Source organism: Aquabacter sediminis (genome assembly GCF_028863665.1).
Taxonomy (GTDB): Bacteria; Pseudomonadota; Alphaproteobacteria; order Rhizobiales; family Xanthobacteraceae; genus L1I39.
The window spans coordinates 181,502-205,425 of sequence record NZ_JARBFX010000007.1 but is presented as its reverse complement, the minus strand read 5'-3'; the positions used below and the strand labels follow the sequence as shown (position 1 = coordinate 205,425).

At 67.0% G+C, this 23,924-nt stretch carries 17 protein-coding genes, 1 pseudogene and 1 riboswitch; of the genes and pseudogenes, 13 read left to right on the top strand and 5 right to left on the bottom strand.

Translation table 11 applies throughout. From position 1 onward, the window contains the following. Positions 1-62: 62 nt before the first annotated feature. Together PV781_RS16170 and PV781_RS16165 are read left to right on the top strand one after the other, a co-directional pair. Positions 63-1,127, top strand: coding sequence for a DUF2125 domain-containing protein (locus tag PV781_RS16170; protein WP_274776657.1), 1,065 nt, complete (start codon positions 63-65; stop codon positions 1,125-1,127). Positions 1,128-1,493: 366 nt separating this feature from the next. Next, positions 1,494-2,378: a sulfotransferase domain-containing protein gene (locus PV781_RS16165; protein ID WP_274776656.1), complete on the top strand. Its 885-nt coding sequence runs from the start codon at positions 1,494-1,496 to the stop codon at positions 2,376-2,378. A 289-nt stretch (positions 2,379-2,667) separates the two neighbouring features. Here the strand turns inward: PV781_RS16165 and PV781_RS16160 are convergent, their stop codons facing one another. Further along, positions 2,668-7,500, bottom strand: a complete 4,833-nt coding sequence (locus PV781_RS16160) for an NAD-glutamate dehydrogenase (protein WP_274776655.1) — start codon at positions 7,498-7,500, stop codon at positions 2,668-2,670. Between the two features lie 305 nt (positions 7,501-7,805). On the opposite strand from PV781_RS16160, the pseudogene PV781_RS16155 reads away from it, so the two are divergent. From PV781_RS16155 to PV781_RS16125, 7 genes and pseudogenes are all read left to right on the top strand, one after another. Next, positions 7,806-8,351 (top strand): annotated as a pseudogene (locus tag PV781_RS16155) (peroxidase-related enzyme); the annotation flags it as partial. Between the two features lie 544 nt (positions 8,352-8,895). Next, on the top strand, positions 8,896-9,669 hold the full coding sequence (locus PV781_RS16150; protein WP_274776654.1) for an ABC transporter ATP-binding protein: 774 nt from the start codon (positions 8,896-8,898) through the stop codon (positions 9,667-9,669). Position 9,670: 1 nt separating this feature from the next. Continuing rightward, the gene (locus PV781_RS16145) at positions 9,671-10,384 is read left to right on the top strand and encodes an ABC transporter ATP-binding protein (protein ID WP_274776653.1); all 714 of its coding nucleotides are present in this window, start codon (positions 9,671-9,673) and stop codon (positions 10,382-10,384) included. A gap of 50 nt (positions 10,385-10,434) precedes the next feature. Beyond that, complete coding sequence (locus PV781_RS16140; RefSeq protein WP_274776652.1) at positions 10,435-11,646, top strand: ABC transporter substrate-binding protein; 1,212 nt, start codon at positions 10,435-10,437, stop codon at positions 11,644-11,646. Between the two features lie 60 nt (positions 11,647-11,706). Next, positions 11,707-12,588 (top strand): branched-chain amino acid ABC transporter permease, encoded by an 882-nt coding sequence (locus PV781_RS16135; RefSeq protein ID WP_274776651.1) that lies wholly within the window; start codon positions 11,707-11,709, stop codon positions 12,586-12,588. 7 nt (positions 12,589-12,595) lie between these two features. After that, a complete protein-coding gene (locus PV781_RS16130; protein WP_274776650.1) occupies positions 12,596-13,579 on the top strand; it encodes a branched-chain amino acid ABC transporter permease in 984 nt (327 codons plus the stop codon). Between the two features lie 227 nt (positions 13,580-13,806). After that, positions 13,807-14,676, top strand: a complete 870-nt coding sequence (locus tag PV781_RS16125) for an alpha/beta fold hydrolase (RefSeq protein ID WP_274776716.1) — start codon at positions 13,807-13,809, stop codon at positions 14,674-14,676. A gap of 9 nt (positions 14,677-14,685) precedes the next feature. On the opposite strand, the gene PV781_RS16120 is transcribed toward PV781_RS16125, so the two are convergent. Next, positions 14,686-15,531: a class I SAM-dependent methyltransferase gene (locus PV781_RS16120; RefSeq protein WP_274776649.1), complete on the bottom strand. Its 846-nt coding sequence runs from the start codon at positions 15,529-15,531 to the stop codon at positions 14,686-14,688. Between the two features lie 141 nt (positions 15,532-15,672). On the opposite strand from PV781_RS16120, the gene PV781_RS16115 reads away from it, so the two are divergent. Next, complete coding sequence (locus PV781_RS16115; protein WP_274776648.1) at positions 15,673-16,632, top strand: glycosyltransferase family 2 protein; 960 nt, start codon at positions 15,673-15,675, stop codon at positions 16,630-16,632. On the opposite strand, the gene PV781_RS16110 is transcribed toward PV781_RS16115, so the two are convergent. After that, positions 16,622-17,473, bottom strand: coding sequence for an alpha-1,2-fucosyltransferase (locus PV781_RS16110; RefSeq protein ID WP_274776647.1), 852 nt, complete (start codon positions 17,471-17,473; stop codon positions 16,622-16,624). The two genes, PV781_RS16115 and PV781_RS16110, sit on opposite strands and share 11 nt — an antisense overlap. Before the next feature lie 129 nt (positions 17,474-17,602). Further along, complete coding sequence (locus PV781_RS16105) at positions 17,603-18,667, bottom strand: tartrate dehydrogenase (protein WP_274776646.1); 1,065 nt, start codon at positions 18,665-18,667, stop codon at positions 17,603-17,605. A 154-nt stretch (positions 18,668-18,821) separates the two neighbouring features. Between PV781_RS16105 and PV781_RS16100 the strand changes: the two genes are divergently transcribed. After that, positions 18,822-19,733 carry a LysR substrate-binding domain-containing protein gene (locus PV781_RS16100; RefSeq protein WP_274776645.1) on the top strand — a complete coding sequence of 304 codons (912 nt, stop codon included), beginning with the start codon at positions 18,822-18,824 and terminating at the stop codon, positions 19,731-19,733. 3 nt (positions 19,734-19,736) lie between these two features. On the opposite strand, the gene pap is transcribed toward PV781_RS16100, so the two are convergent. Then, positions 19,737-21,230: a polyphosphate:AMP phosphotransferase gene (pap, locus tag PV781_RS16095; RefSeq protein WP_274776644.1), complete on the bottom strand. Its 1,494-nt coding sequence runs from the start codon at positions 21,228-21,230 to the stop codon at positions 19,737-19,739. Between the two features lie 204 nt (positions 21,231-21,434). Between pap and PV781_RS16090 the strand changes: the two genes are divergently transcribed. Together PV781_RS16090 and PV781_RS16085 are read left to right on the top strand one after the other, a co-directional pair. After that, positions 21,435-22,418: an asparaginase gene (locus PV781_RS16090; protein WP_274776643.1), complete on the top strand. Its 984-nt coding sequence runs from the start codon at positions 21,435-21,437 to the stop codon at positions 22,416-22,418. 152 nt (positions 22,419-22,570) lie between these two features. Continuing rightward, a riboswitch (guanidine-I (ykkC/yxkD leader) is annotated at positions 22,571-22,679 on the top strand. A gap of 76 nt (positions 22,680-22,755) precedes the next feature. Further along, on the top strand, positions 22,756-23,901 hold the full coding sequence (locus tag PV781_RS16085) for a putative urea ABC transporter substrate-binding protein (RefSeq protein ID WP_274776642.1): 1,146 nt from the start codon (positions 22,756-22,758) through the stop codon (positions 23,899-23,901). Positions 23,902-23,924 lie beyond the last annotated feature (23 nt).

Sequence of the window (23,924 nt, the reverse complement as noted above, 5' to 3'; positions counted from 1 at the left end):
CCCGCCCGCAAGTCCCAAGCACACACGGCCAAGCCAATACGGCCTATGACAGAGGAAGGCGAATGACCTCGACGCAAGCCGCGCCCCGCCGCCGCAAGCCCTGGATCGTTGCCGTGCCGCTCGGGCTGCTCCTGCTCTTCGCGGCCGTTTGGTGCGGGCTCTGGTTCTATGCGGCCCATCGGGCGGAAGCCGAAATCGAGGCCTGGCTCAAGCGTGAGGCCCTTGTGGGCCGCACCTGGGCCTGTGCGGAACGCAGCCTCGCCGGCTTCCCCTTCCGCTTCGAGCTCATCTGCCGCAACCCCTCGCTGGAAACCCGGGGCGGAGATCCGCTCAAGATCACGGCGGGGCGCGCCCATGCGGTGGCGCAGGTCTGGGCGCCCAATCACATCGTCGCCGAATTCGCCTCGCCCGCGCGGGTGGAGGACCTCGCCTCCGGCCGCGTCTACGACGCCACCTGGTCGCTGCTCCAGATGAGCGGGGTCGGCGACACCAGCGGCCGTCCGCAGCGCATGTCCATCGTCATCGAAAAGCCCAAGCTCGACTTGGTGCTCGCGGCCGGCGCCGCGCCCACGCCCGGCTTTTCCGCCACCCATCTGGAAGTCCACGCCCGCCGCACGCCCGCGACCGGCGCAGGCCGCGACGGGGTGGACTTTGCCGCCGGCGTCCGCGGCGCGGAAAGCGCCACCCTATCGGCAGCCGGGGCCCCCGGCCCACTGGACATGAAGCTCCAGGGCAATGTGAGCGCGGCCGACGACATGCGCCCCATGCCGATCGCGGACCGGCTCCGCGCCTGGGCGGAGGCGGGCGGCGCCTTCCGTCTCGATACGTTCGAAGTGACGACCCCCAAGGCGGCCCTCTCGGCCAGCGGCAGCCTTTCCGTGGACCCGCAAGGCCGCCTGAATGGCGCGGTCAATCTGGGCTTTGCCGGGGTGGAGGACATCTTGAAGAACCTCTCGCGCGCCGGCGTCATTGCGCCCGAGATCGCACCCATTGTCGGCGCCCTGGCGCTCGCCGGAAAATCGGGCGACGTGGCGGGCCGCAAGGGGTCCACCTTCGCCATCACGTTCCGGCAGGGCGTGCTGCAACTGGGCAAGTTCCCGGTGGGGATCGTTCCGCCGCTGTTCTGACGCGCGAGGACTCAATCTCATCGGCCCATGGAGCCGCCCATGGTTCTGCCCATGGCACCCATCTGTTTGAAAGACGGATAAGCCAAACTCGGTTGAAGGGGGAAGCGATTGCTGCCCCCTCGCCTTGAGACGGGTGGGGGGGCGAAGTCTTCTGGGGCCGGCCACTAGGTGCCTTATGTTTCCCGCTTGTAAACGGGACATGAAACAAATTGTTTCATTACCTTCCTCATCCTTACAAGAAGAGAGAGCTTGCGCTAGCCTCATTGATGTAGCGACGCCGGGGGGCGTACGGCTCCAGTTGAAGCCTCTTCTTGGAATGACGCCATGGTATCCTTCACGCGGAAGATGCATCGCGCATGGTCAGCAGTGAAATGGGGATACAGCCGCCGGCAGGAGGCGGGCAATAACGGTGCTTTCCTCGGCGGCATCGGCGACTGCGAAGAGGGGGTGCTCCAGTCCGCCATCATCGTCCATTCCCACCGGCGCTCGGGCACCCATTTCCTGATCGACACGCTGCTGCAGAATTTCCCCGTCGCCCGCGACTGGTTTCATCTGGAGGAGGATTTCTTCTCCCGCCTGGGCCACTCGCCTGTGGTGCTGAAGAGCCATGAGCGCCATTTCGGCGAGAAGACCCACAGCCGCGACCCTTGGCATTCCTATTTGCACTGGGTCGCCGCCACCGCCTGCTATTCCAGTGCTCTTCACATGCACATCGTGCGGAACCCCAGGGACGTGCTGCGGTCGCAATATTATTTCGACCGCAAGGGCCACGAGCCGCGCTACCAGATTCCGGCGGACCTCAGCTTCATCGACTATCTCGCATGTCCCAGCCGCCGCGATCCGGAGGGGAAACTGACGCCCGCCGCCTATTGGTGCGCCCAGGTGTCCGCCTGGAGCCGGCGACCGGATGTGCTCCATCTGCGCTATGAGGATCTGTGCCTCGACATGCCCGGCCAGCTGGAGCGCATCTCGGCGTTTATCGGCTTGCCGGTGCTGCCACGGCGCTGGCTGCCCTCCACGGCCATCGGCCGCAAGACGTCGGGACGACAGGCGCAGCACGGCGCGGCGGACTGGGGGCCGGCGGAAGAGGCGCTCCTGCGGTCGGCCGCCCTTCACTTTGCCTTGCCCCGTCTTGGCTATGGGCTGGACACCGAAGGCCAACTCTTGCCGCACGGCGCCCCTCTGGCCCGACGGCAACCGGCCGGCACGGGCCACCTGTCACCGTCCTATGCGGCCCAGGCCATCACCTGACGGCAGACCTATGAAAGCGCGCGTCCCCGGCGGGGACGCGCCCACAAGAGCGCGATCCGAACGGATGGACCGGGAGACGGTCCATCCGTTCGGCCAATCACCTTTTTGCCTCTTGAAGAGAAACGGAGTCTCCGAGCACATGAACCGCCTTGCGCGTTCACGTGCTCGGCTTCGGCTTTTGGACTGGAGCATTTCCGAGCGAAGGGGGAACCGGTTCGCGTGAAGGAAATGCGTGAAAACAAGGAGACAGAGCCCTTCAGGGATTGAAAAACTGAAGGGCTCCAGGTCGTCACGCCCGGGCGAGGTCCGCCAGGAGGTTTGCCGCCAGCGTCAGCTTCGACAAGGTCAGGCCGGACGCGACGATGTCCTGCACGGTGGCGCGGGTGCGCTCCACCTCCTTGCGGCGGCGGGTGACCCAGGCTTCCAGGGCCTCGTCGCCGGAGAGGCCCGTGGACAGGATCTCCACCGTCACCTGCCGGACAAAGGTCTCCACCTGCCCCATGGCACGGTCGAGGGCGAGGCGGTCATAATAATCGGGGGCGGCAATGCCCCGTGCCGCCTGGCCGATCTCATCCACCGCGAAGTAGCGGCCCGCCGCGAAGAAGGTGGGCGCCGCATCGGCAATGGTGCGCCCCGTCGTCTGGGCGAGCAGCGCGATGTCCGTTCCGGCGCCCAGCGCCCGCAGCGACACGACCTGCCGGGCGAGGGCATCCGGCACCTGCTTCTCAATGAGCGCCGCCACCTCCCGATCGCGCCAGGCGCGCCAAGCGGTGGGCAAGCTCACGTCGAGCACGCCGGACAGGGCGGAGATGCCGGCTTCATACTCCTTCACCACATCCGCAAGGCTCGCGCCGGCCCCCACATTGCGCAGCATCCAGATGGTGCGGCTGAGCAGCAGTTCCTGCAGGGCGCCATACAGGCCGAGCTGCACCTTGCCGTCGATCTTGTTGTCCAGCCCGTCAATGGCCGTATAGAGCCAGGGCAGGCCGAAGCTGTGATTGACGATGGCAAAGGCCCGCACGATCGCAGCCGAATCCGCGCCGGTCTGGTCCGCCACCCGGGCAATGGCCGCAGGCCCCCCCAGGTTGATCACCGCATTGGCAAGGCCGGTGGCGATGATCTCGCGGCGCAGGCGGTGATGGTCGATGGCGGAGGGGAAGCGCTGGCGCAGCGCCTGGGGGAAGTAGCGCACCAGGTCGCCCTCGAAGAAGGCATCGTCCGGCACGTCGGAGGTGAGCAGCTCGTCATAGAGAGAGAGCTTGGCATAGGCCAGCAGAACCGCCAGTTCCGGCCGGGTGAGGGCCTCCCCGCGCGAACGGCGCTCCTGGATCTCGGTGTCGGTGGGCAGGTATTCCACCGAGCGATCCAGTTCGCCCCGCAATTCCAGCATCTGCATGAGGCGCTGCTGGAAGGCGAGGTCCGAGGTTCCCGCCCGCTCGGCGAGGGAGAGGGCGAGGGTTTGCGCGTAATTGTTGCGCAGCACCAGGTTGCCCACGTCATTGGTCATCTGGCCGAGCAGGGCGGCGCGGTCGGGGGCGGAGAGCGCCCCTTCCGCCACGGGCAGCGACAAGGCGATCTTGATGTTCACCTCCACGTCGGAGGTGTTCACGCCAGCCGAATTGTCGATGGCGTCGGTATTGAGCCGCACCCCGCGCCGCGCTGCCTCGATGCGCCCACGCTGGGTCATGCCGAGATTGGCCCCCTCGCCAACCACCTTCACCCGCAATTCGGAGGCGGGGATGCGGATGGCGTCATTGGCCTTGTCGCCCACCTGGGCGTCCGTTTCGGAGGCTGCCCGCACGTATGTGCCGATGCCGCCGAACCACAAGAGGTCCACCTGGGCGCGCAGGATGGCGCTCATCACCTCGGCCGGGGTGGCTTCCGCCTTGTCGAGGCCGATGGTGGTGCGGGCTTGGGGCGAAAGGGGGATGCTCTTTGCATTGCGCGGATAGATGCCGCCGCCCTCGGAAAGGAGGCTCGCGTCATAGTCCGCCCAGCTGGAGCGGGGAAGGTTGAACAGGCGCTGGCGCTCCGCGAACGACCGCGCCGGGTCGGGATGGGGGTCGATGAAGATGTGGCGGTGGTCGAACGCGGCCACCAGCTTCAGCGCCTTGGACAGCAGCATGCCGTTGCCGAACACGTCGCCCGACATGTCGCCCACGCCCACCACCGTGATGGGGGTGGTCTGGATGTCCACGTTGATCTCGCGGAAATGGCGCTTCACCGCCTCCCAGGCGCCGCGGGCGGTGATGCCCATGGCCTTGTGGTCGTATCCCACCGAGCCGCCGGAGGCGAAGGCATCGTCAAGCCAGAAGCCATGCTTCTGCGAAATGCCGTTGGCGATGTCGGAGAAGGTGGCCGTGCCCTTGTCGGCGGCCACCACCAGATAGGGGTCGTCGCCATCGAGCATGGTCACCTGCGCCGGGTGCACCACCGTGCCGCCGGCCAGGTTGTCGGTGATATCCAGGAGGCTGGAGACGAACAGCTGGTAGGCGGCAATGCCTTCCGCTTGGATGGCATCGCGCGAGCCGCCGGCCGGCAGGCGCTTGGGGACGAAGCCGCCCTTGGCGCCCACCGGCACGATGACCGCATTCTTCACCTGCTGCGCCTTCACCAGGCCCAGCACCTCGGTGCGGAAATCCTGCGGCCGGTCGGACCAGCGCAGGCCGCCGCGCGCCACCTTGCCGAAGCGCAGATGCACGCCCTCCACGCGGGGCGAATAGACGAACACCTCGTAGAGTGGCCGCGGCAAGGGCAGCCCCTCCACCTTGCGGCTGGAATACTTGATGGCGATGACCGGCTTCACACGGCCCTCGGCGTCGCGCTGATAGAAGGTGGTGCGCAGCGCCGCATCCACCAGATTCACGAAGCGCCGCAGGATGCGGTCCTCGTCCAGGGACGACACATCGGCGAGCCGCGCCTCGATGGCCTCGCGAATGGGGGCCTCGCGAGCGGCACGGGCCTCGGGCTCCTGGTCGAGCGCGGGGTCGAAGCGGGCGTGGAACAGGGCGACGATCTGCGCCGCAACGTCCTTGTGGCCAACCAAGGTGGTCCACAGATAGTCCTGGCTGTAGGCGATTCCCGCCTGGCGCAGATAGCGGCCGAGCGCGCGCACCAGCGCCACTTCCCGCCAGTCGAGGCCGGTATCGAGCACGAGGGCGTTGAAGCCGTCATTCTCCGCCTCGTCGCGCAGCACGGCGGTGAGCAAGTCCTCCATGCGCTCGGCGGCGCCGGTCACGTCGATGGTGCCGCCATCGGTGCGCTCAAGCGACATTTCGTGCAGCCAGGCCGGCGTCGTGTCGCCGCCCTCGCGGGTCGGCACGATGCGGTACGTGCGCTCGTTGATGGATTTGAGGCCCATGTTTTCCAGCATGGGCACGCGCACCGAGAGCGGCAGCGGCTGGCCGAGGGAGAGCAGGCGCAGCGAGATGCGGGTGGCCGGATCATCCTCGCGCCGGAAGAAGTCGAGCGCGATGGGCCGCTCAGACGAGAGGCGCTCCAGGAGCTCGATGTCGGCAATGGCCGTGGGAATGGAGGTGGAGGCCACATAGCCGGCGCCGAAGGCGGCGCAATAGCGGGCCATCAAGGCGGGGGCGGCATCGCCATGGGCGTCGCGCAGCGCATCGCGCAGGCGCTCGGGCCAGGACAGGACGTCGCTCGCCACCTGGGCTTCCAGCTCCGCCCGGTCCACCACGGGGGTGCGCCCTTCGCGACGGCCGATGATGTATTGCACGCGGGTGAGCGGCACGTCGGCGAGGAAGGTGGGCGTGAAGGCCGCCACATGCCCGCCAAACGCGCTGGCGAGACGCTCGCCGATCCGCTCGCGCAACGCGCTGTCGAAGCGGTCGCGCGGCACGAAGGCCAGCACCGAGACGAAGCGGTCGAAGGGATCGACGCGCGGCAGCACGCGCACGCGCGGCCGGTCATAAAGCGACAGGATTTCCAGGGCGTAGCCGAGAAGCTGCTCGGTCTCGATCTGGAACAGGTCGTCGCGGGGATAGGTCTCCAGCACGGTGGCAAGCGCCTTGCCGGAATGACTCTCGCGCTCCAGGTCCGCCTTGGCCACCACCGTCTCGGCCTTGCGACGCAGATAGGGGATCTGGCGCACCGAGTGGGTGTAGGCGTTGGAGGTGAACAGGCCGATGATGCGCATCTCGCCCACCAGCTTGCCCTGACTGTCATGCAGCTTCACGCCCACATAGTCGAGATAGGCGCGGCGATGGACGCGCGAGCGCAGGCTCGACTTGGTGATGACGAGGGGCACCGCGTCGCTCAGGAACTGCCGGCTCTCGGGCGAATCGCCCACCGCCTCCTCGCCGAGCCGCAGCTCGCGCACCTGCGGGTCCTGCAGGATGCCGAGGCCGCTCTGCGCATCGGCTTCCAGGTTGCCGTCCGCCGTGAAGCGATAGGTGCGCACCCCGATGAAGGTGAAATTGTCCAGAACCAGCCACTCGACGAAATCGGCCGCTTCCTCGCGCTCCTCCTCCGCATAGGGACGCGCCTCGCGGCGATAACTCTTCGACACCTCGTACACCGCATTGCGCATGGCCACGAAGTCGCGGTTCGTGGCGCGCACGTCATCAAGCGTCTGGTCGAGCGCGGCCTGCAGGTCCGCACGGTCCGCCGCGTCATCCATGCGTTGGACATGCAGGTGGATGAAGCTCTCATGGGGCATCTGCCGCCCCTCGGCCTCGTGCAGATTGCCGTCGAGGGCGGTGAGGGTGCCGGCGGCATCCCGTTCCACCGCCAGGATGGGATGGGAGACGAGCTTGAGTTCGAGACCCCGATCCGACAATTCGCCGGCCACCGAATCAAACAGGAAGGCCATGTCGTCGTTCACCGCCTCGATGACGGTGATGGCGGGGGCGCCCGGCCAATCGGGATTGAAGACCTTCACGTCCTGCCGGCCCGGCGGGCGCTGGCGCAGATGGGCATAAGCCTCGCGGACCATGCAGGCGAGGGCTTCCGGCAGCAAGGTCGCCACGTCTTCGGGCGCCGCGCCCACGAGCAGCGCCCGGGCGAAGGACTCCGGCACGCTCTCACCCAGCAGCGCCACCGCTGCGGCAATACGCTCGCTGGTCCCGAACACCGTGTTGGCGGATTGATTGGCCTGGACGTTCATGACGCACTCCCCGTTATCCCCCCGCGCGATCGGGAGCAAAGGCGCTCCGCCCCCCATCGTCATTGCGTCTCCCGATGTGGCACACCGCCGCGATGGAACGATGACGTAACATCAAGAAGGGCCCCACCATGACCTTCCCTGGTAAGTCAGGCAAGCCGAAGAAGACGCAGGGAAAATCTGCCGAAGGCACAGGCGCGCCCAAGGCGAAGGCAGCCTCCGTTCTTGCCGCAGCGCACAATTCCGGTTCGGCCGCGCGCGCCCCCGCAGAGGCCGCGCCAGCGCGGGTTCGGGACGATCATCCGGCCATTGCGCTGGGCCTTTCGCGGGCGGAACTCGACGCCCCGACGGCCGCCTATTTCGACAAGTGCATGGAGAAGATCGGTTTCGTCCCGAACGTGCTGGAGGCTTATGCCTTTGATCTTGCCAAGCTCGGCGCATTCTCGGGCATGTATAATGACCTGATGCTGGCGCCCTCTGGCCTCAGCAAGCTGGAGCGGGAAATGATCGCGGTGGCCGTCTCCAGCGTGAACCGCTGCTATTACTGCCTCACCGCCCATGGCGCGGCGGTGCGCCAATTGTCCGGCGACCCGATCCTGGGCGAGCAGATGGTGATGAATTATCGCGCCGCCCGGCTCGATGCCCGCCAGCGCGCCATGCTCGATTTCGCCGTCAAGCTCACCGAGCGCCCGTGGGAGGTGGAGGATGCCGATCGCGCCACGCTGCGCGCCGTGGGCTTCAGCGAACGGGACATCTGGGACGTGTCGGCGGTGACGGCCTTCTTCAACATGTCCAACCGCATCGCCGCCGCCACCGACATGAGGCCGAACGAAGCCTATCACAGCCAGGCCCGCACGCCCCGCCAGACGGCGCCCGCCCCGCTTCCTGCTGCGGCCTCGCCTGATGCAGCGGCCGCCGCTCACGTGAGCGCCAAGGCCACGCCCACACACTCGAAGGCCGCCCGGCCGAAAGCCGCCGCAGCGTCGCCGACCGGTAAGAGCGGCCGTGCGAAGGCCCCTGCCAAGCGGATGGCGCCGGACACCAAAAAGTGAGGGGTCCCCGACCCCTGCGCCCTGGGAACCTCCGCAGGGAGGAGCGCGGGATTGGTGGGGCAAGAAAAGCCCGGGCGGCCGGCAGCGGCCGGCCGCTTGTGGTCCTGGCGGCTTGAGCGCATGCGCGGTGCCAAGCCCCGCGCCCGACGCATGGGGAATGGTAGGCCGCCGCCATCCACATAAATCGGACGCTCGTTCAAATTCTTCATTTCCCCATATTGACCGCCGATCCGTGCATGCTAGTTATGCGTTAAGATCATAAGCACTGTCCAAGGTGCGCGGAATTGGGAGTGTCGGGAGCGCGCGGCGCCCTGGCCAGTGGAATAGCGAGGGCATTGGTAGCGATATGGTCAGCGTCTCAGACGTGCCCTACATCGTTGAGGCAAAGGGCCTCACCAAGGAATTCAAGGGTTTCGCCGCGGTCAAGAATGTTGACCTGCGAATCCGCCGCCATACGATTCATGCCCTGATCGGGCCGAATGGCGCGGGCAAGACCACCTGCTTCAACCTGATCACCAAGTTCCTGGAGCCGACGCGCGGTTCGATCAGCCTCAATGGCCGCGATATCACCGGCACGAAGCCTGCGGACGTGGCACGGCTCGGCATGGTGCGTTCGTTCCAGATCTCGGCCACCTTCGCCCATCTGACGGTGCTTGAGAATGTGCGCGTCGCCCTGCAGCGCGCCCTCGGCACCTCCTTCCACTTCTGGAAGTCGGAAACCTCCCTCGACGCCCTCAATGACCGCGCGATGGAGCTGCTGAAGGAGGTGGACCTGACCTCCTATGCCCGGCATCTGGCCGTGGAACTGCCTTATGGTCGCAAGCGCGCCCTCGAGATCGCCACCACGCTGGCGCTCGATCCCGAGATGCTGCTGCTGGACGAACCCACCTCCGGCATGGGCCGCGAGGACATCGCCCGCACCGCCGACCTCATCAAGCGCGTGTCGGCGAACCGCACCATCCTCATGGTGGAGCACAATCTGTCGGTGGTCGCCAACCTGTCGGACATGATCACCGTGCTCGCCCGCGGCGAGATCCTGACCGAAGGTCCCTATTCCGAGGTGTCGAAGAACCCGCAGGTCGTCGAGGCCTATATGGGCACCGGGCACGGAGCGCACTGACATGGCTGAGACCTCCACCCCCCTGCTCCAGGTTCGGGATCTGCACGGCCATTATGGCGAGAGCCATGTGCTGCACGGCATGTCGTTCGACATCCATCCCGGCGAGGTGGTGACGCTGCTCGGCCGCAATGGTGCCGGCAAGACCACCACCATGCGCGCCATCATGGGGCTTCTGCGCAAGCGGTCCGGCTCCATTTCCTACCAGGGCACCGAGACCATCGGCCTTGCGCCCAACTACATCGCCCGCCTCGGCATCGCCTATTGCCCGGAGGAGCGCGGCATCTTCTCTAGCCTGAACGTGCGCGAGAACCTGCTGCTGCCGCCCGTGGTGCTCCCCGGCGGCCTGACGCTGGACGAGGTGCACGAGCTGTTCCCGCGCCTGGAAGAGCGCAAGTACAGCCAGGGCACCAAGCTTTCGGGCGGCGAACAGCAGATGCTCGCCATTGCCCGCATCCTGCGCACGGGCGCAAAGCTTCTTCTGCTGGACGAGCCCAGCGAGGGGCTCGCCCCGGTGATCGTCCAGCACATCGGCCAGATCATCCGGGACCTGAAGAAGAAGGGCTTCACCGTTCTCCTGGTGGAGCAGAACTTCCATTTCGCCTCAACCGTGGCCGACCGGCATTACGTGGTCGAGCATGGTCGTGTCGTGGACATGGTGCCCAACGACAAGATCGCGGAGAACGCGGCGCGTCTCGAAAGTCTGCTCGGCGTCTGAACCGAGAGTATCTCGACATCGCGGCCGGCGCATGCCGGCAGGAGGAAACAATGCGTCTCGCAGCCATTTTCATGGCGGCCGCCAGCGTGTTCGCTGTCAGCGCCGCCAGCGCCCAGACCCCGGTCAAGGTCAAGATCGGCGTCCTCAACGACCAGTCCGGCCTGTATGCCGACCTCGGCGGCACGGGCTCCGTGTGGGCCGCCAAGAAGGCGGTGGAGGATTTCGCCGCCACCAATAAGGACCTCCAGGTCGAGGTGGTCGGCGCCGACCACCAGAACAAGGCCGACGTGGGCACCTCCATCGCCCGCCAGTGGTTCGACGTGGACGGCGTGGACGCGATCATCGACGTGCCGAATTCCGGCGTCGCCCTCGCGGTCAACACCGTGACCAAGGAAAAGAACAAGGTCTTCATCAATTCCGGCGCGGCCACCTCGGACCTCACCGGCAAGGCCTGCACGCCCAACACCGTGCACTGGACCTATGACACCTGGGCGCTCGCCAACGGCACCGGCAAGGCCGTGACCAAGAATGGCGGCGACACCTGGTTCTTCCTGACCGCGGACTATGCCTTCGGCCACGCGCTTGAGCGCGACACGTCCGAAGTTGTGAAGGCCAACGGCGGCAAGGTGGTCGGCTCGGTGCGCGTGCCGCTCAACACCTCCGACTTCTCGTCCTTCCTGCTGCAGGCGCAGGGCTCCAAGGCCAAGATCATCGGCCTCGCCAATGCCGGCGGCGACACCATCAACTCCATCAAGCAGTCGGCGGAATACGGCATCGTCTCCGGCGGCCAGAAGCTCGCCGGCCTGCTGATCTTCCTCACCGACGTGCACTCCATCGGTCTCAAGACGGCGCAGGGCCTGAACCTGACCTCCGCCTGGTACTGGGACATGACCGACGCGAACCGCGCCTTCACCAAGGACTTCGCGGCCGCCAACGGTGGCAAGTACCCGACCATGGTGCAGGCCGGCGTGTATTCGGGCGTGCTGCACTATCTGAAGGCCGTGGCGGCCCTCAAGTCGGCCAAGGACGGCACCGCCGTCGTGGCCGAGATGAAGAAGATGCCCACCGACGACAAGCTGTTCGGCAAGGGCGAGATCCGCGCCGACGGCCGCCAGATCCACCCCATGTACCTCTTCGAGGTCAAGAAGCCGTCCGAGTCCAAGGGCCCGTACGACTATTACAGCCTCAAGGCGACCATCCCCGCCAACGAGGCCTTCCGTCCGCTCGACCAGGGCGATTGCCCGCTGGTCAAGAAGACCTGATCAGCCGAACCGCGGGCCGGCGTCACGCCGGCCCGCCTGCCATTTGACAGAGACATCTCCATGTTCGAGCTACTCGGCGTCGCCCCACAGGCGCTCTTCGGCCAGCTTCTGCTCGGCCTGATCAACGGCGCGTTCTATGCCATGCTGAGCCTCGGGCTCGCGGTGATCTTCGGCCTGCTGAACGTCATCAACTTCACGCATGGCGCGCAGTACATGATGGGTGCCTTCGGCGCCTGGATGCTGCTGAACTATGCTGGCATTCCCTTCTGGGGCGCGCTGGTGCTCTCGCCCATCGTGGTCGCCATCATCGGCATGATCATCGAGCGCACGCTGCTGCGGCGGCTCTATCATCTCGACCATCTCTACGGCCTGCTGCTGACCTTCGGCCTCGCCCTCATCATTGAGGGCCTGTTCCGCCGGCAGTATGGCTCCTCGGGCCTGCCCTACGACAATCCCCTGCCGGGCGGCACCAATCTCGGATTCATGTTCCTGCCCAACTATCGCGGCTTCGTGGTGGTGGCCTCTCTCGTGGTGTGCTTCGCCACCTGGTTCATGATCGAGCGCACCAAGCTCGGCTCCTACCTGCGCGCCGCCACCGAGCGCCCGGAACTGGTGCAGGCCTTCGGCATCGACGTGCCGCGCATGATCACGCTGACCTATGGCTTCGGCGTCGGCCTTGCCGCGCTCGCCGGCGTGCTCGCCGCCCCCGCCTACCAGGTGAGCCCCACCATGGGCTCCAACCTCATCATCGTGGTGTTCGCGGTGGTGGTGATCGGCGGCATGGGCTCCATTGCGGGCGCCATCATCACCGGCTTCGGCCTCGGCGTGATCGAGGGCCTGACCAAGGTCTTCTACCCGGAAGCCTCCTCCACCGTGATCTTCGTCATCATGGCCATTGTTCTCATGATCAAGCCCGCAGGGCTGTTCGGCACCGCGAAGTGAGGAAAGAATGACCTCCGCCTCCTCCAACCTCGCCTCGGCCGAAGGCACGACCTCCTCGACCACCCGCACCATCCTAGTGGTGGTCGCGCTCGCCGCGCTGCTGGTGGCGCCGTTCCTGGTCTATCCCGTGTTCCTGATGAAGGTGCTGTGCTTCGCGCTGTTCGCGTGCGCCTTCAACCTGCTGCTGGGATATGTGGGCCTGCTCTCCTTCGGACACGCCATGTTCTTCGGCGGGTCGGCCTATATCTGCGCCCATGCGGTGAAGATCATGGGCTTCTCGCCCGAGCTGGGCATCCTGGCGGGCGTCGCGTCCGCCGCCCTGCTTGGCCTCATCACCGGCCTGCTCGCCATCCGCCGCCAGGGCATCTACTTCGCCATGGTGACGCTGGCCCTGTCGCAGATGTTCTTCTTCTTCTGCCTCCAGGCGCCCTTCACCGGCGGCGAGGACGGTCTCCAGGCGGTGCCCCGCCGGATGATGTTCGGCTTCATCGACATCACCAAGGACCTGAACCTCTATTATGTGGTGCTGGCCATCTTCGTGATCGGCTTCGCCATCATCTACCGCACCATCTACTCGCCCTTCGGGCAGGTGCTGAAGGCCATCCGCGAGAATGAGCCCCGCGCCATTTCGCTGGGCTATCGCGTCAACCAGTACAAGCTGCTGGCCTTCGTGCTCTCGGCGGCGCTGGCGGGCCTTGCCGGCTCCACCAAGTCCATCGTGTTCCAGCTGGCCTCGCTCACCGACGTGTCCTGGCACATGTCGGGCGAGGTGATCCTGATGACGCTGGTGGGCGGCATGGGCACGGTGCTGGGCCCGGTGGTCGGCGCTGCCGTCATCGTGACCATGCAAAATTATCTCGCCGGCTTCGGCGAGTGGGTGCTGGTGATCCAGGGCGTGATCTTCGTGATCGTGGTGTCCCTGTTCCGCCGCGGCTTCGTCGGCGAGGCCATCGCCTTCCTGAAGTCCAAGAAGGCGCCCGCCAGCCACTGACAGGCTCCCCTTTTCCGCATCCGGCGCCGGTGGCCTCCACCGGCGCCGTTTTTGTTTGCGGCGAAGGGATCGTTTGATGCCGCAATGGCATGGGACGCGGCCATCCGGTCATGGCAGTCTCCCCACCGCTCCGGCAGGGGCGCACAGAAGAACGAGAACGGGAGACACCGGTGACCGGGGCAAGCACACAGGCCGCGCGGATCGAAGACCTGGGCTCCGCCCCCCTCATGGACGGCTTCCGCCTCTATCATGCCGAGCTTGAGCCGGGCCTCGGTCTGCGCTTTGCCAGGGCCGGCGAAGGTCCCCCGCTCCTGCTGCTGCACGGCCATCCGCAGACTCACATCACGTGGCGCAAGATCGCGCCTCGCCTCGCCCGCCACTTCACCGTCATCGCACCCGATCTGCGCGGCTATGGCGACAGTTCCAAGCCCGAGGGCGGGCCGGACCATGTGGCCTATTCCAAGCGCGAGATGGCACGGGACCAGGTACGCCTGATGGCGGCGCTGGGTTTCGAGCATTTTGCGGTGGTGGGCCATGACCGGGGCGCGCGGGTGGCCCACCGCATGGCCCTCGACTGGCCGCAGGCGGTGGAGAAGATCTGCGTCATGGACATCGCGCCCACCGCGACCATGTATGCGCGCACCGACAAGGCCTTTGCCACGCGCTATTTCTGGTGGTTCTTCCTGATCCAGCCGGAGCCGTTGCCCGAGCGCCTCATTGCGGCGGACCCGGAATATTTCCTGACCCGGCACCTCTCGGGCCAGACCCGCACGCCGGGCGCCACCGAGCCGGCCGCCTTCGCGGAATATCTGCGCTGCTATATGGACCCGGCCTCGCGCCACGCCATCTGCGAGGATTATCGCGCCGCCGCTGGCATCGACCTCATCCATGACGCGGAGGATGGGGATCGACGGATCACCGCCCCGCTGCTGGCCCTGTGGGGCGCCAAGGGTGTGGTGGGCGAGCTTTATGACGTGCAGGCCACCTGGCGGGAGAAGGCGGAGGACGTGCGCGGCGGACCTCTGGCGTGCGGCCATCTCCTTCAGGAGGAGCAGCCGGACGAGACGCTGGCGGCCCTGCTGGATTTCCTCGCCTGACGCGGCGCCTCAGCCGATCAGGCCCTTCAGCCAGCCCCGGGGACCGTCGAGGCGCAGATCCCTGAGCACGTCCCGCGCGCTCGCCCCGGCGCTCTCGAAGCGGGTGGGCGTTGTCTGGGGCCCGGCCCGCAGCACGAACAGATGCTGATAGGTGCGCGCCTCCTCGTCGAAGGCGAGGCGGCGCAGGACGCTGGGCGGGGCCTTCAGCGCCGCGCGAGCGAACTCCACGCGGGCAAAACTGCGCTGGAGACGGATCACCCGCTCCACCGCCCAGCCCAGCGCGTCGAACACGGCCAGAGCCGTCTTCAGCGTGATGAAGCGCAGGTGGGTGCGCTCCAGGAGACCGGAATCCACATAGTCGAAGGCGCCGTTGAGAAGCGCGAGGCGCACCGCGCCGAAGCTCACATTGGGCACCGAGAGCAGCACGGTGGTCCCTGAGCGCACCAGGGGATCGAGCGAGGCGAGGAAGGCATACGGGTCGCTCACATGCTCGATCACGTCGGCGATGGTGACCACATCATAGGCCGGCAAGGCCCCTTGCGCGATCAGGTCCTGCGCGAAGGCCGTGTGCACGGTGCGATAGAAGGGGCGCGCCAGATCCGCCGCGAAGGCATTGGGCTCGATGGCGTCGATGGTCACCTTGCGCCCGGCGCGCGCCAGCGTCCGCGCCAAGTTTCCGTTGCCGGCGCCCACATCGAGCACCTGCGCCCCGTCCGGCACCAGGGAGGCCATCCAGGCGAGCGGCTGCGCGCGATCCGCAAGGATCGCATCGATGACGCTGTCCGGCACCACATAGCTCGCCTCGGGGCGCTGGAACAGCCGCCCTCCATCCCGCGATCCGTCCGCGCCCGCCATGATATTACCCACCCCACGCCGTCTCCCCCCAGCCATAGGCAAAAGGGCAGCGGCTGGGAAGCCGCCATGCACCCTATGCTCTTGATCCAGCGCGAAACGAACGGTTGAATACGCCCCCTTCCCTGACGCAGAGGCTCAGCCTTGACCGCCGTTTCGATCTGCATCCCGGCCTATAGGCAGGTCGAATATCTTGAGCTGGCACTCGATTCGGTCGTGGAGCAGCGCTTCACCGACTATGAGGTGGTCATCACCGATGATTCGCCCGATGGCGAGGTGGAGGACCTGATCCGCACCTACGACTTCGGCGGCCGCCTGCGCTATTTCAGAAACTCCCATTCCCTCGGGTCCCCGCGCAACTGGGACGAGGCCATCCGCCAGTCCCACGCTCCGCTGGTGAAGATCCTCCATCACGACGACCGCTTCGCTCACCCGGACGCGCTCGGCCGCTTCGTGTCGCTCATGGACGACAATCCCGACTGCCTGATGGGGTTTTCCGCCAGCCAAGTGGAAGACATGGTCAATGACCGCACCTGGACCCATTGCGCCGACGCGGCACAATTGGCGGACCTGCGCCGCCGGCCCGAGCGCCTGCTGCTGGGCAATGTGATCGGCGCGCCAAGCGCCACCATCCACCGCCGCGCACTGGGGCTGGAATTCGACCCGCGGATGAAATGGTACGTGGACGTCGATTTCTACATGCGCGCTTTGCGCCAGCGGCCGCGCATCGCCTTCACCGCGGAGCCGCTCATCATCACCCCCACGGGCGTCGCCCACCAGGTGACCGAGCAGGTGCGCGATGATGGCCTGCTGCGCATGCGGGAGGGCCTTCTGATGTTCGAGAAGGCGTTCGCTCAGCTGCATGACGACCCGGACGTCGCCGTCTTCTGGTGGCGCACCCTGCGGGGGCTGCGCATGCGGACGCTGAAGCATCTGGAGCGGCAGGCGGAAGTGCCGCCGCCACTGAAGCCCTATTTCCGACACCTGTTCGCCCATCCGCCCCGCGGCGAGCACAAGACTCTGGCCGACTACGTGCCCTCCCCCCTGCGCGAGGCCTGGCGGCCGGTGCGCGAGGCGCTGTTCCCCCGCCGCGTCAGACCCTGAGCCAGCGCTCCGGCACGATGTCGGTGGCGTCCATATGGGCGGCGGCGAACCAGCGGCTGGGCGCGATGACGAGGCCGTCCCTGCCGTCGAGCCAGGCGCCCCACCAGCTTAAGGTGGAATTGGCGACGATGTGATGCCGGCAGGCGCTCATGAGGCGCAGGTCCTCATGGGGATGGTCGCCGTCATTGAAATCCACATGCACGGTCGGGAAGGGCAGGCGGATGTTGGCCCGCGCCCAGTCATGATCGTCGGAAAAGACGAAGGCGGTGAGCCCCGTCCCCACCCGTGCCGCGAGGAGTTCCGCCGCCTGCCGGTAATAGTCCGGGGTGCAGGTGCCGTGCACCGCATGGGCGTCGGGATTGCTCACATAGTCGCCCCGCCGCACATGCACGGAGACGCTGCCCTCCCCCGCCGCTTGGGCGAGGATGGACGCATTGGCCGCGTCGGGTGGGGTGGCCACGGTGAAGTCGGCGCGGATGGCGTCACGCGCGTCGGCGAAATAGCGCTCGGACTGCCAGTAGCCGTCCAGATAGGCGCCGTCCACGGCCGCAAAGACCGCCGGATCGAAGCGGAGCGAGGCCTCCTTCACCAGATAGGTGTGGGGACGCGGGCGCAGCAGGCGCTTGAGCAAAGAGGGCGGCCGGCTCGGGGGAATATCGGAAGGCTGCGCATCCGCCGCCTTGAGCGCCATGGGGCCGAGCGCATAGGGGCGCACGTCATAGGTGGCGAACGCCCCCCGATCGATGCGCAGCTCGGTGCCGCGCCGCAGCGCCAGCGCCCGGCCGGCGGCATATTGGAACATCTGGTTGCCCAGGCCGCCAATGAGGCGGGTCACGATCATGGCGGCGGTCCCGTTCGATCCCTACGGCGCGGCGCTCCCTCCTGCGAGGGGCTGCGCCGCGACCGCCTTGTGGCCCCGAACGGGCACGGCGTCAAAGGGCAGGCCGGGCGAACCCGCCCGGTGCGCGCCTCAGCCAGCCACCGCCTCAGCAATGGCGGTGCCGCATTCCACCGTGGTGGCGGTGCCGCCGAGGTCCCGGGTGCGACCGGCGGGGTCGGCCAAAACGATCTCGATGGCCTCAACCACCGCGTCCGCCGCATCCTTGTGGCCCAGATGCTCCAGCATCATGGCCCCCGACCAGATCTGCCCGATGGGATTGGCGATGCCCTGGCCGGCAATGTCGGGCGCCGAGCCATGCACCGGCTCGAACATGGAGGGGAAGTCCCGCTCCGGATTGATGTTGCCCGCCGGCGCGATGCCGATGGAGCCGGCCACCGCCGGGCCGAGGTCGGAGAGGATGTCGCCGAACAGGTTGGAGCCAACCACCACGTCGAACCGGTCGGGATTCATGACGAAATGGGCCGCCAGGATGTCGATGTGATACTGGTCCGCCCGGATGTCGGGATATTCAGCCTTCATGGCCGCGAAGCGCTCGTCCCAGAACGGCATGGTGTGGACGATGCCGTTGGACTTGGTGGCCGAGGTCACGTGCTTCTTGGGCCGCGTGCGGGCCAGCTCGAAGGCATAGCGCAGGATGGCGTCGGTGCCCTTGCGGGTGAAGATGGATTCCTGCATGGCCATCTCGTCGGCCGTGCCACGGAACATGCGTCCGCCCACTTCCGAGTATTCGCCCTCATTGTTCTCGCGCACCACGAAGAAATCGATATCGGCGGCGGTGCGGCCGGCGAGCGGGCTGGTCATGCCGCGCAACAGGCGCACGGGGCGCAGCGCCACATATTGGCGGAACTGGCGGCGGATGGGGATGAGCAGCCCCCACAGCGACACGTGGTCGGGCACGCCGGGAAAGCCAACAGCACCCAGATAGATGGCGTCGTGACCCTTGATCCGGTCGAGGCCATCCTCCGGCATCATGCGGCCGTGGCGGGCATAATATTCGCAACTCCAGTCGAACTGATCCCATGTGAAGGCCAGGCCGAAGCGCCGGCCCACCGCATCCAGCACCTTGATGCCCTCCGGCACCACTTCCTTGCCGATGCCGTCTCCGGGGATGGCGGCGATGCGATACTGCGTCATGGGCGGTTTCCTTAAGGCTTGGGCCTGTTGCGCCGGCGAACGGCGGGGGTCGGCGCAGACACTAGACGGCCGGACCGGGAAGGCTCAAATGCCGAAGCGGCGTCGATCCATGTGACGACGGCATGGACAAGGGACAGGACAGGGGATCGGACGAATGGAAGCGGCCTGGCTGGAGGATTTCTTGGCCCTGGCGGAGACCCTGAATTTTTCCCGGGCCGCCGAACGGCGCAACGTCACGCAGCCCGCCTTCAGCCGCCGCATCCGCGCCTTGGAGGGCTGGGTGGGCGCCGCCCTGGTGGATCGCGCCAGCCACCGCCTTGCCTTGACCCCGGCGGGCGAGGCCTTCCTGCCCGCCACCCGCGAGGTGTTGCATCGTCTGGAGCGGGGGCGGCAGGAGGCGCGCGAGGCCGCCGCCGAGGACGAGGCGGGCCTGCGCTTCATCGCCACCCATGCCCTTTCGCTGACCTTCTTTCCCGCCTGGCTGGGACGGCTGGAGGGCCACCATGCCGGCGGCCCCATCCAGTTGCTGGCCGACCACATGGTGGCCTGCGAGCGCATGATGCGCGACGGGCTCGGCCAGTTCCTGCTCTGCCACCACCACCCCGCCGCCCCATCCCTGGACGAACCGGACTTCGTCGCCATGCCCCTGGGCACGGATGTGCTCGTCCCGGTGAGCGCGCGGGACGCCAGCGGCGCGCCGCTCTTTGCCCTGCCAGGCACGGCGGAGGCCCCACTTCCCGCGCTCACCTACAGCCCCCAGTCGGGCATGGGTCGCATTCTGGAAGCGGCCCGGGCCCGGGACGGCCGGCTAGCCGCCCTGAAGCCGGTGTTCGCCTCGCACCTCGCCGTGGCGCTCAAGGCCATGGCGCTGGAGGGGCGGGGCCTTGCCTGGTGCCCCCTGAGCCTCGTCGCCGAGGAGCTTGCCCCCGGCGGGCGGCTGATCCGCGCCGGCGGACCGGACTGGGACGTGCCCATGGAGGTGCGCCTGCTGCGCCCTCGTGCCCGCCTCGCGCCAGCCGCCGAAGCCTTCTGGGCGGCGGTCCGGGCCAGCAACCGGGCGGAGTGACTCTCACGCCTCGGCGAGCGCCTCCTCCAGCCGGTCGGCGATGGTGCGTAGCACCTTAACCCGGCCCCAATGCTTGTTTTCCGCCTCGACCAACGTCCAGGGTGCGAAAAAAGTGGAGGTCCGGTCCACCATGTCGGTGACGGCGCGCTCATAAAGCGGCCACTTGGCGCGGTTCCGCCAGTCCTCCTCCGTCAGCTTGAAGCGCTTATAGGCGATGGTCTCGCGCGCCTCGAAGCGGCGGGCCTGCTCCTCCGGGCTGATGGCGAGCCAGAACTTGGCCAGCACATAGCCGGCATCGTGCAACTGGCGCTCGAAATCATTGATCTCGCCATAGGCCCGGTTCCAGGCCGCCGGCGAAGCCAGGCCCTCCACCCGCTCAACCAGCACGCGGCCGTACCAGGAGCGGTCGAAGATGGTGGTGTGGCCGCGCGCCGGCACCTGGCGCCAGAACCGCCACAGATAGGGCCGGGCCCGTTCCTCGTCGGTGGGTGCGCCGATGGGCACCACGCGGAAGCAGCGGGGGTCCAGCGCCTCGCGCAGCCGCATGATGGTGGAGCTCTTGCCGGCCGCATCCGAGCCTTCGAACACGCAGACCAGGCCCCGCTTGCGGAACGCATCGGAGGCAGCAAGTCGAGTGATGCGGACCTGCTCGGCCTTGATCTGAACCTTGTACTCGTCCTCGCTCAACGCCTTGGTCAAATCCAGGGCGGACAGGATGCTGACCTCCGGCAATTGCGGCGCGGTGGCCTTGAGCGGCACGGGTGGCGGCTCGGGCGGAGCCTCGGGTGCGATGGCGCGGGCGAGCGTATCCATCAGAACCGAGCCCACCATGGCATCCCGATAATGCTTGTCCTCTGCGGAGATGACCACCCAGGGCGCGGCGACCGTGGAGGTGATGCGGAACGCCTCGGTGGCGGATTCCTCCAATTGCCGCCGCAGCTTCTTGCTGGCCACCTCATCCCATTCGCGCACCACCGGGCGGTCCGCCGGACCTTCATTCAAGGCCTTGAGGCGCTCCTGCGCCTCCTTGGGTTCAAGATAGAGCCATAGCTTCAGGACGATCACGCCCTCGGAGGCCAGCATCTGCTCGAACCGGTTGATGGCATGGAGCGTCTCGGTGAAGCGGGCGCCATCGGGCGCTTCCAGCACATGACGGGCGAGGGCGGCGTGATACCAGGACCCCAGCACGATGCCGATTTCGCCGGCCGCCGGCATGTCCCGCCAATAGCGCCAGATGGCGGGCCGTGCCCGCTCCTCGTCGGTGGGCGCGCCATAGGTCAGCGTGCGCAGCTTGCGGGCGTCGAGCCAGCCATAGAGCTGGTTGAGCACCGCACCCTTGCCAGCGCCATCGGCGCCGTTCAGCAGGATGAGGATGGAGCGCTTCTTCTGCGCGATCAGCTCGGACTGCAGGTCGAGAAGGCCCTCGCGGATCTTGGGCTCCATCTCCTTGAACGCTTCCTTGGTGAGGTGGCGCTCGATTTTCATGGAATCAAACATGGATGGGGCTCCTCCCGCGGGCGCCATTGTTTGCCGTCTCACATGGGGATGCGGCCTCGGCCTCGCACGCAAGTCCCGCCTCACACGCGCTGGCGGGCGCGGGCAGGCCGCAGCGCCACCCGGCTTGATGGACACGCGACGCATATTGCATGTTCGGTCAGCCTCTTATTGTTGTCTCTTGTCCCGCCTGCCGGAGCCGCGCCCGTGACCCATATTGTCATACTCGCCACCGGCGGCACCATTGCCGGAACCGCCGATACCCGCTCCGAGGGCGGCTACAATGCGGGACAGGTGACGCCGGAGCAGTTGCTGGCCGCCGTTCCGCAGGTGGCGGGTCTTGCCCGGATCAGCGCCCAGCAGGTGGCGGCCATCGGCAGCCAGGACATGAATGACGAGGTCTGGTTCGCCTTGGCGCGGCGCATCGCGGCGCTGCAGGCGGATGAGGACGTGGACGGCATCGTGGTCACCCATGGGACGGACACGCTGGAGGAGACCGCTTTGTTCCTCCATCTCGTGCTGCCGCATGCCAAGCCGCTGGTGGTGGTGGGCGCCATGCGACCCTCCACAGCCATCAGCGCCGACGGCCCCATGAACCTCTTCGCGGCTGTTCAGCTGGCGAGCGATGCGCGGGCGGCCGGGCGGGGCGCGCTGGTGGTGCTCAACGACACGATCCATGGCGCGGCCGACGTGACCAAGACCAGCACCACCGCCGTGCAGACCTTCGTCTCACCCAATTTCGGCCCCCTCGGCCATGTGACGCCACATGGCGTCCACTTCTTCTCCCCCCCGGTGCCGCCTTCGCTGGCGCTGGCCCTGCCCGCGGCGCCCCCGCTGCCGCGGGTCGCCATCACCTATGCCCATGCGGGCATGGATGGGTTGGAGATCGAGGCCGCCGTGGCGGGTGGCGCCAGGGGGCTGGTGCTGGCTGGCGTCGGCGACGGCAATGCGTCCGGCGCGGCCATTGCGGCGCTGGGCCGGGCCGTGCAGGCGGGCATCCCGGTGGTGCGCTCCAGCCGGGTCGGGACCGGTCCGGTGCTGCGCAATATCGAGGTGAGCGACGACGGCCACGGCTTTGTCGCGGCCCATTTCCTCAACCCCGCCAAGGCTCGTGTTCTGCTCCAGCTGCTGCTGGCGAACGGGGTGCGGGATCCCCTCGCGCTTCAGGCGGCGTTTTACGCGGTGACGTAAGGCTTCTGCATGCAAGACGACAGTGAGTGCGCCATTCTGCCCAGTTTCGCGGCACCTTGATCGAATCCAGGCCACTCTTCGGGGAGAGCTGCGACATCGCCCCTTGATTCGAAAGGATCTTTTTCTGGCACGCCCTTTGCTTTGAAGGGGTCAGAGTTGGTGGCTAGGGTTCCGGCACCGTTTGGGTGCGCTGGTCCGAGAGCTGCCGCCGGTCCGGGAGACATCCGGCCGGGCGCACGGCGGGATAAAAGCCCGGGAGACCTCGGTGGCCAAGGAATTGGCGGCACTGGAGTCTCGCCAATTCCTCATCGTTTGAAGACAACGAAGGGGAATATCTATGCGCTCACGCCTTCCCGTGTTCAGCCTTTCCAAATTCAGCCTCTCCGAATTCAACCTGCCCAGCCTTGCCGTCACCCGGCGCGGCCTTTCGAAGCTCGCCTTTGCGGCCGGCGCGGCCGCGCTCCTGGCCGGCGCCTCCCCGGCCCTTGCCGCCCCGAAGAAGGACTTCAAGGTGGCCTGGTCCATCTATGTGGGCTGGATGCCCTGGGGCTATGCCGCCGATACGGGCATCGTCAAGAAATGGGCGGACAAGTATGGCCTCAACATCGAGGTCACCCAGTTCAACGACTATGTGGAGAGCATCAACCAGTACACCGCCGGCGCCTTCGACGCGCTGACGGTGACCAACATGGATGCCCTCTCCGTGCCGGCCGCCGGCGGCGTCGACACCACCGCCGTCATCGTGGGCGACTTCTCCAACGGCAATGACGCCGTGATCCTGAAGAACAAGACCAAGCTCTCCGAGATCAAGGGGCAGAAGGTCAATCTGGTGGAGTTCTCGGTCTCCCACTATCTGCTGGCCCGGGCGCTGGAGAGCATCAACCTGTCCGAGCGCGACGTGAAGGTGGTCAACACCTCCGACGCCGACATGGTGGCGGCCTACAAGACCAAGGCCGTGACCTCGGTGGTCACCTGGAACCCGCTGGTCTCCGAAATCCTGACGGAAAAGAGCGCCCACAACGTCTTCGACAGCTCCAAGATCCCCGGCGAGATCATGGACCTGATGGTCGCCAACACCGCCGTGCTGAAGGACAATCCGGACTTCGGCAAGGCGCTGGCCGGCATCTGGTACGAGACCATGGCCATCATGACCGATCCCGGCGAGAAGGGCATCGCTGCCCGCACCGCCATGGGCAAGGCCTCCGGCACGGATCTCGCCGGCTTCGATTCCCAGCTCGCGGCCACCAAGCTGTTCGCCAAGGCGCCGGAGGCGGTGGCCTTCGTGAAGTCCGGCGACGTGGGCACCACCATGGACCGGGTGCGCAAGTTCCTGTTCGCCAAGAAGCTGCTCGGCGACAACGCCAAGTCGGCGGACGCGGTGGGCATCGAGCTGGCCGACGGCAAGGTGCTGGGGGATGCGAAGAACGTGAAGTTCCGCTTCACCGACACCTACATGGCCGCCGCCGCCGACGGCAAGCTCTGACGCGCCTTCGGACCGGAGCGGGA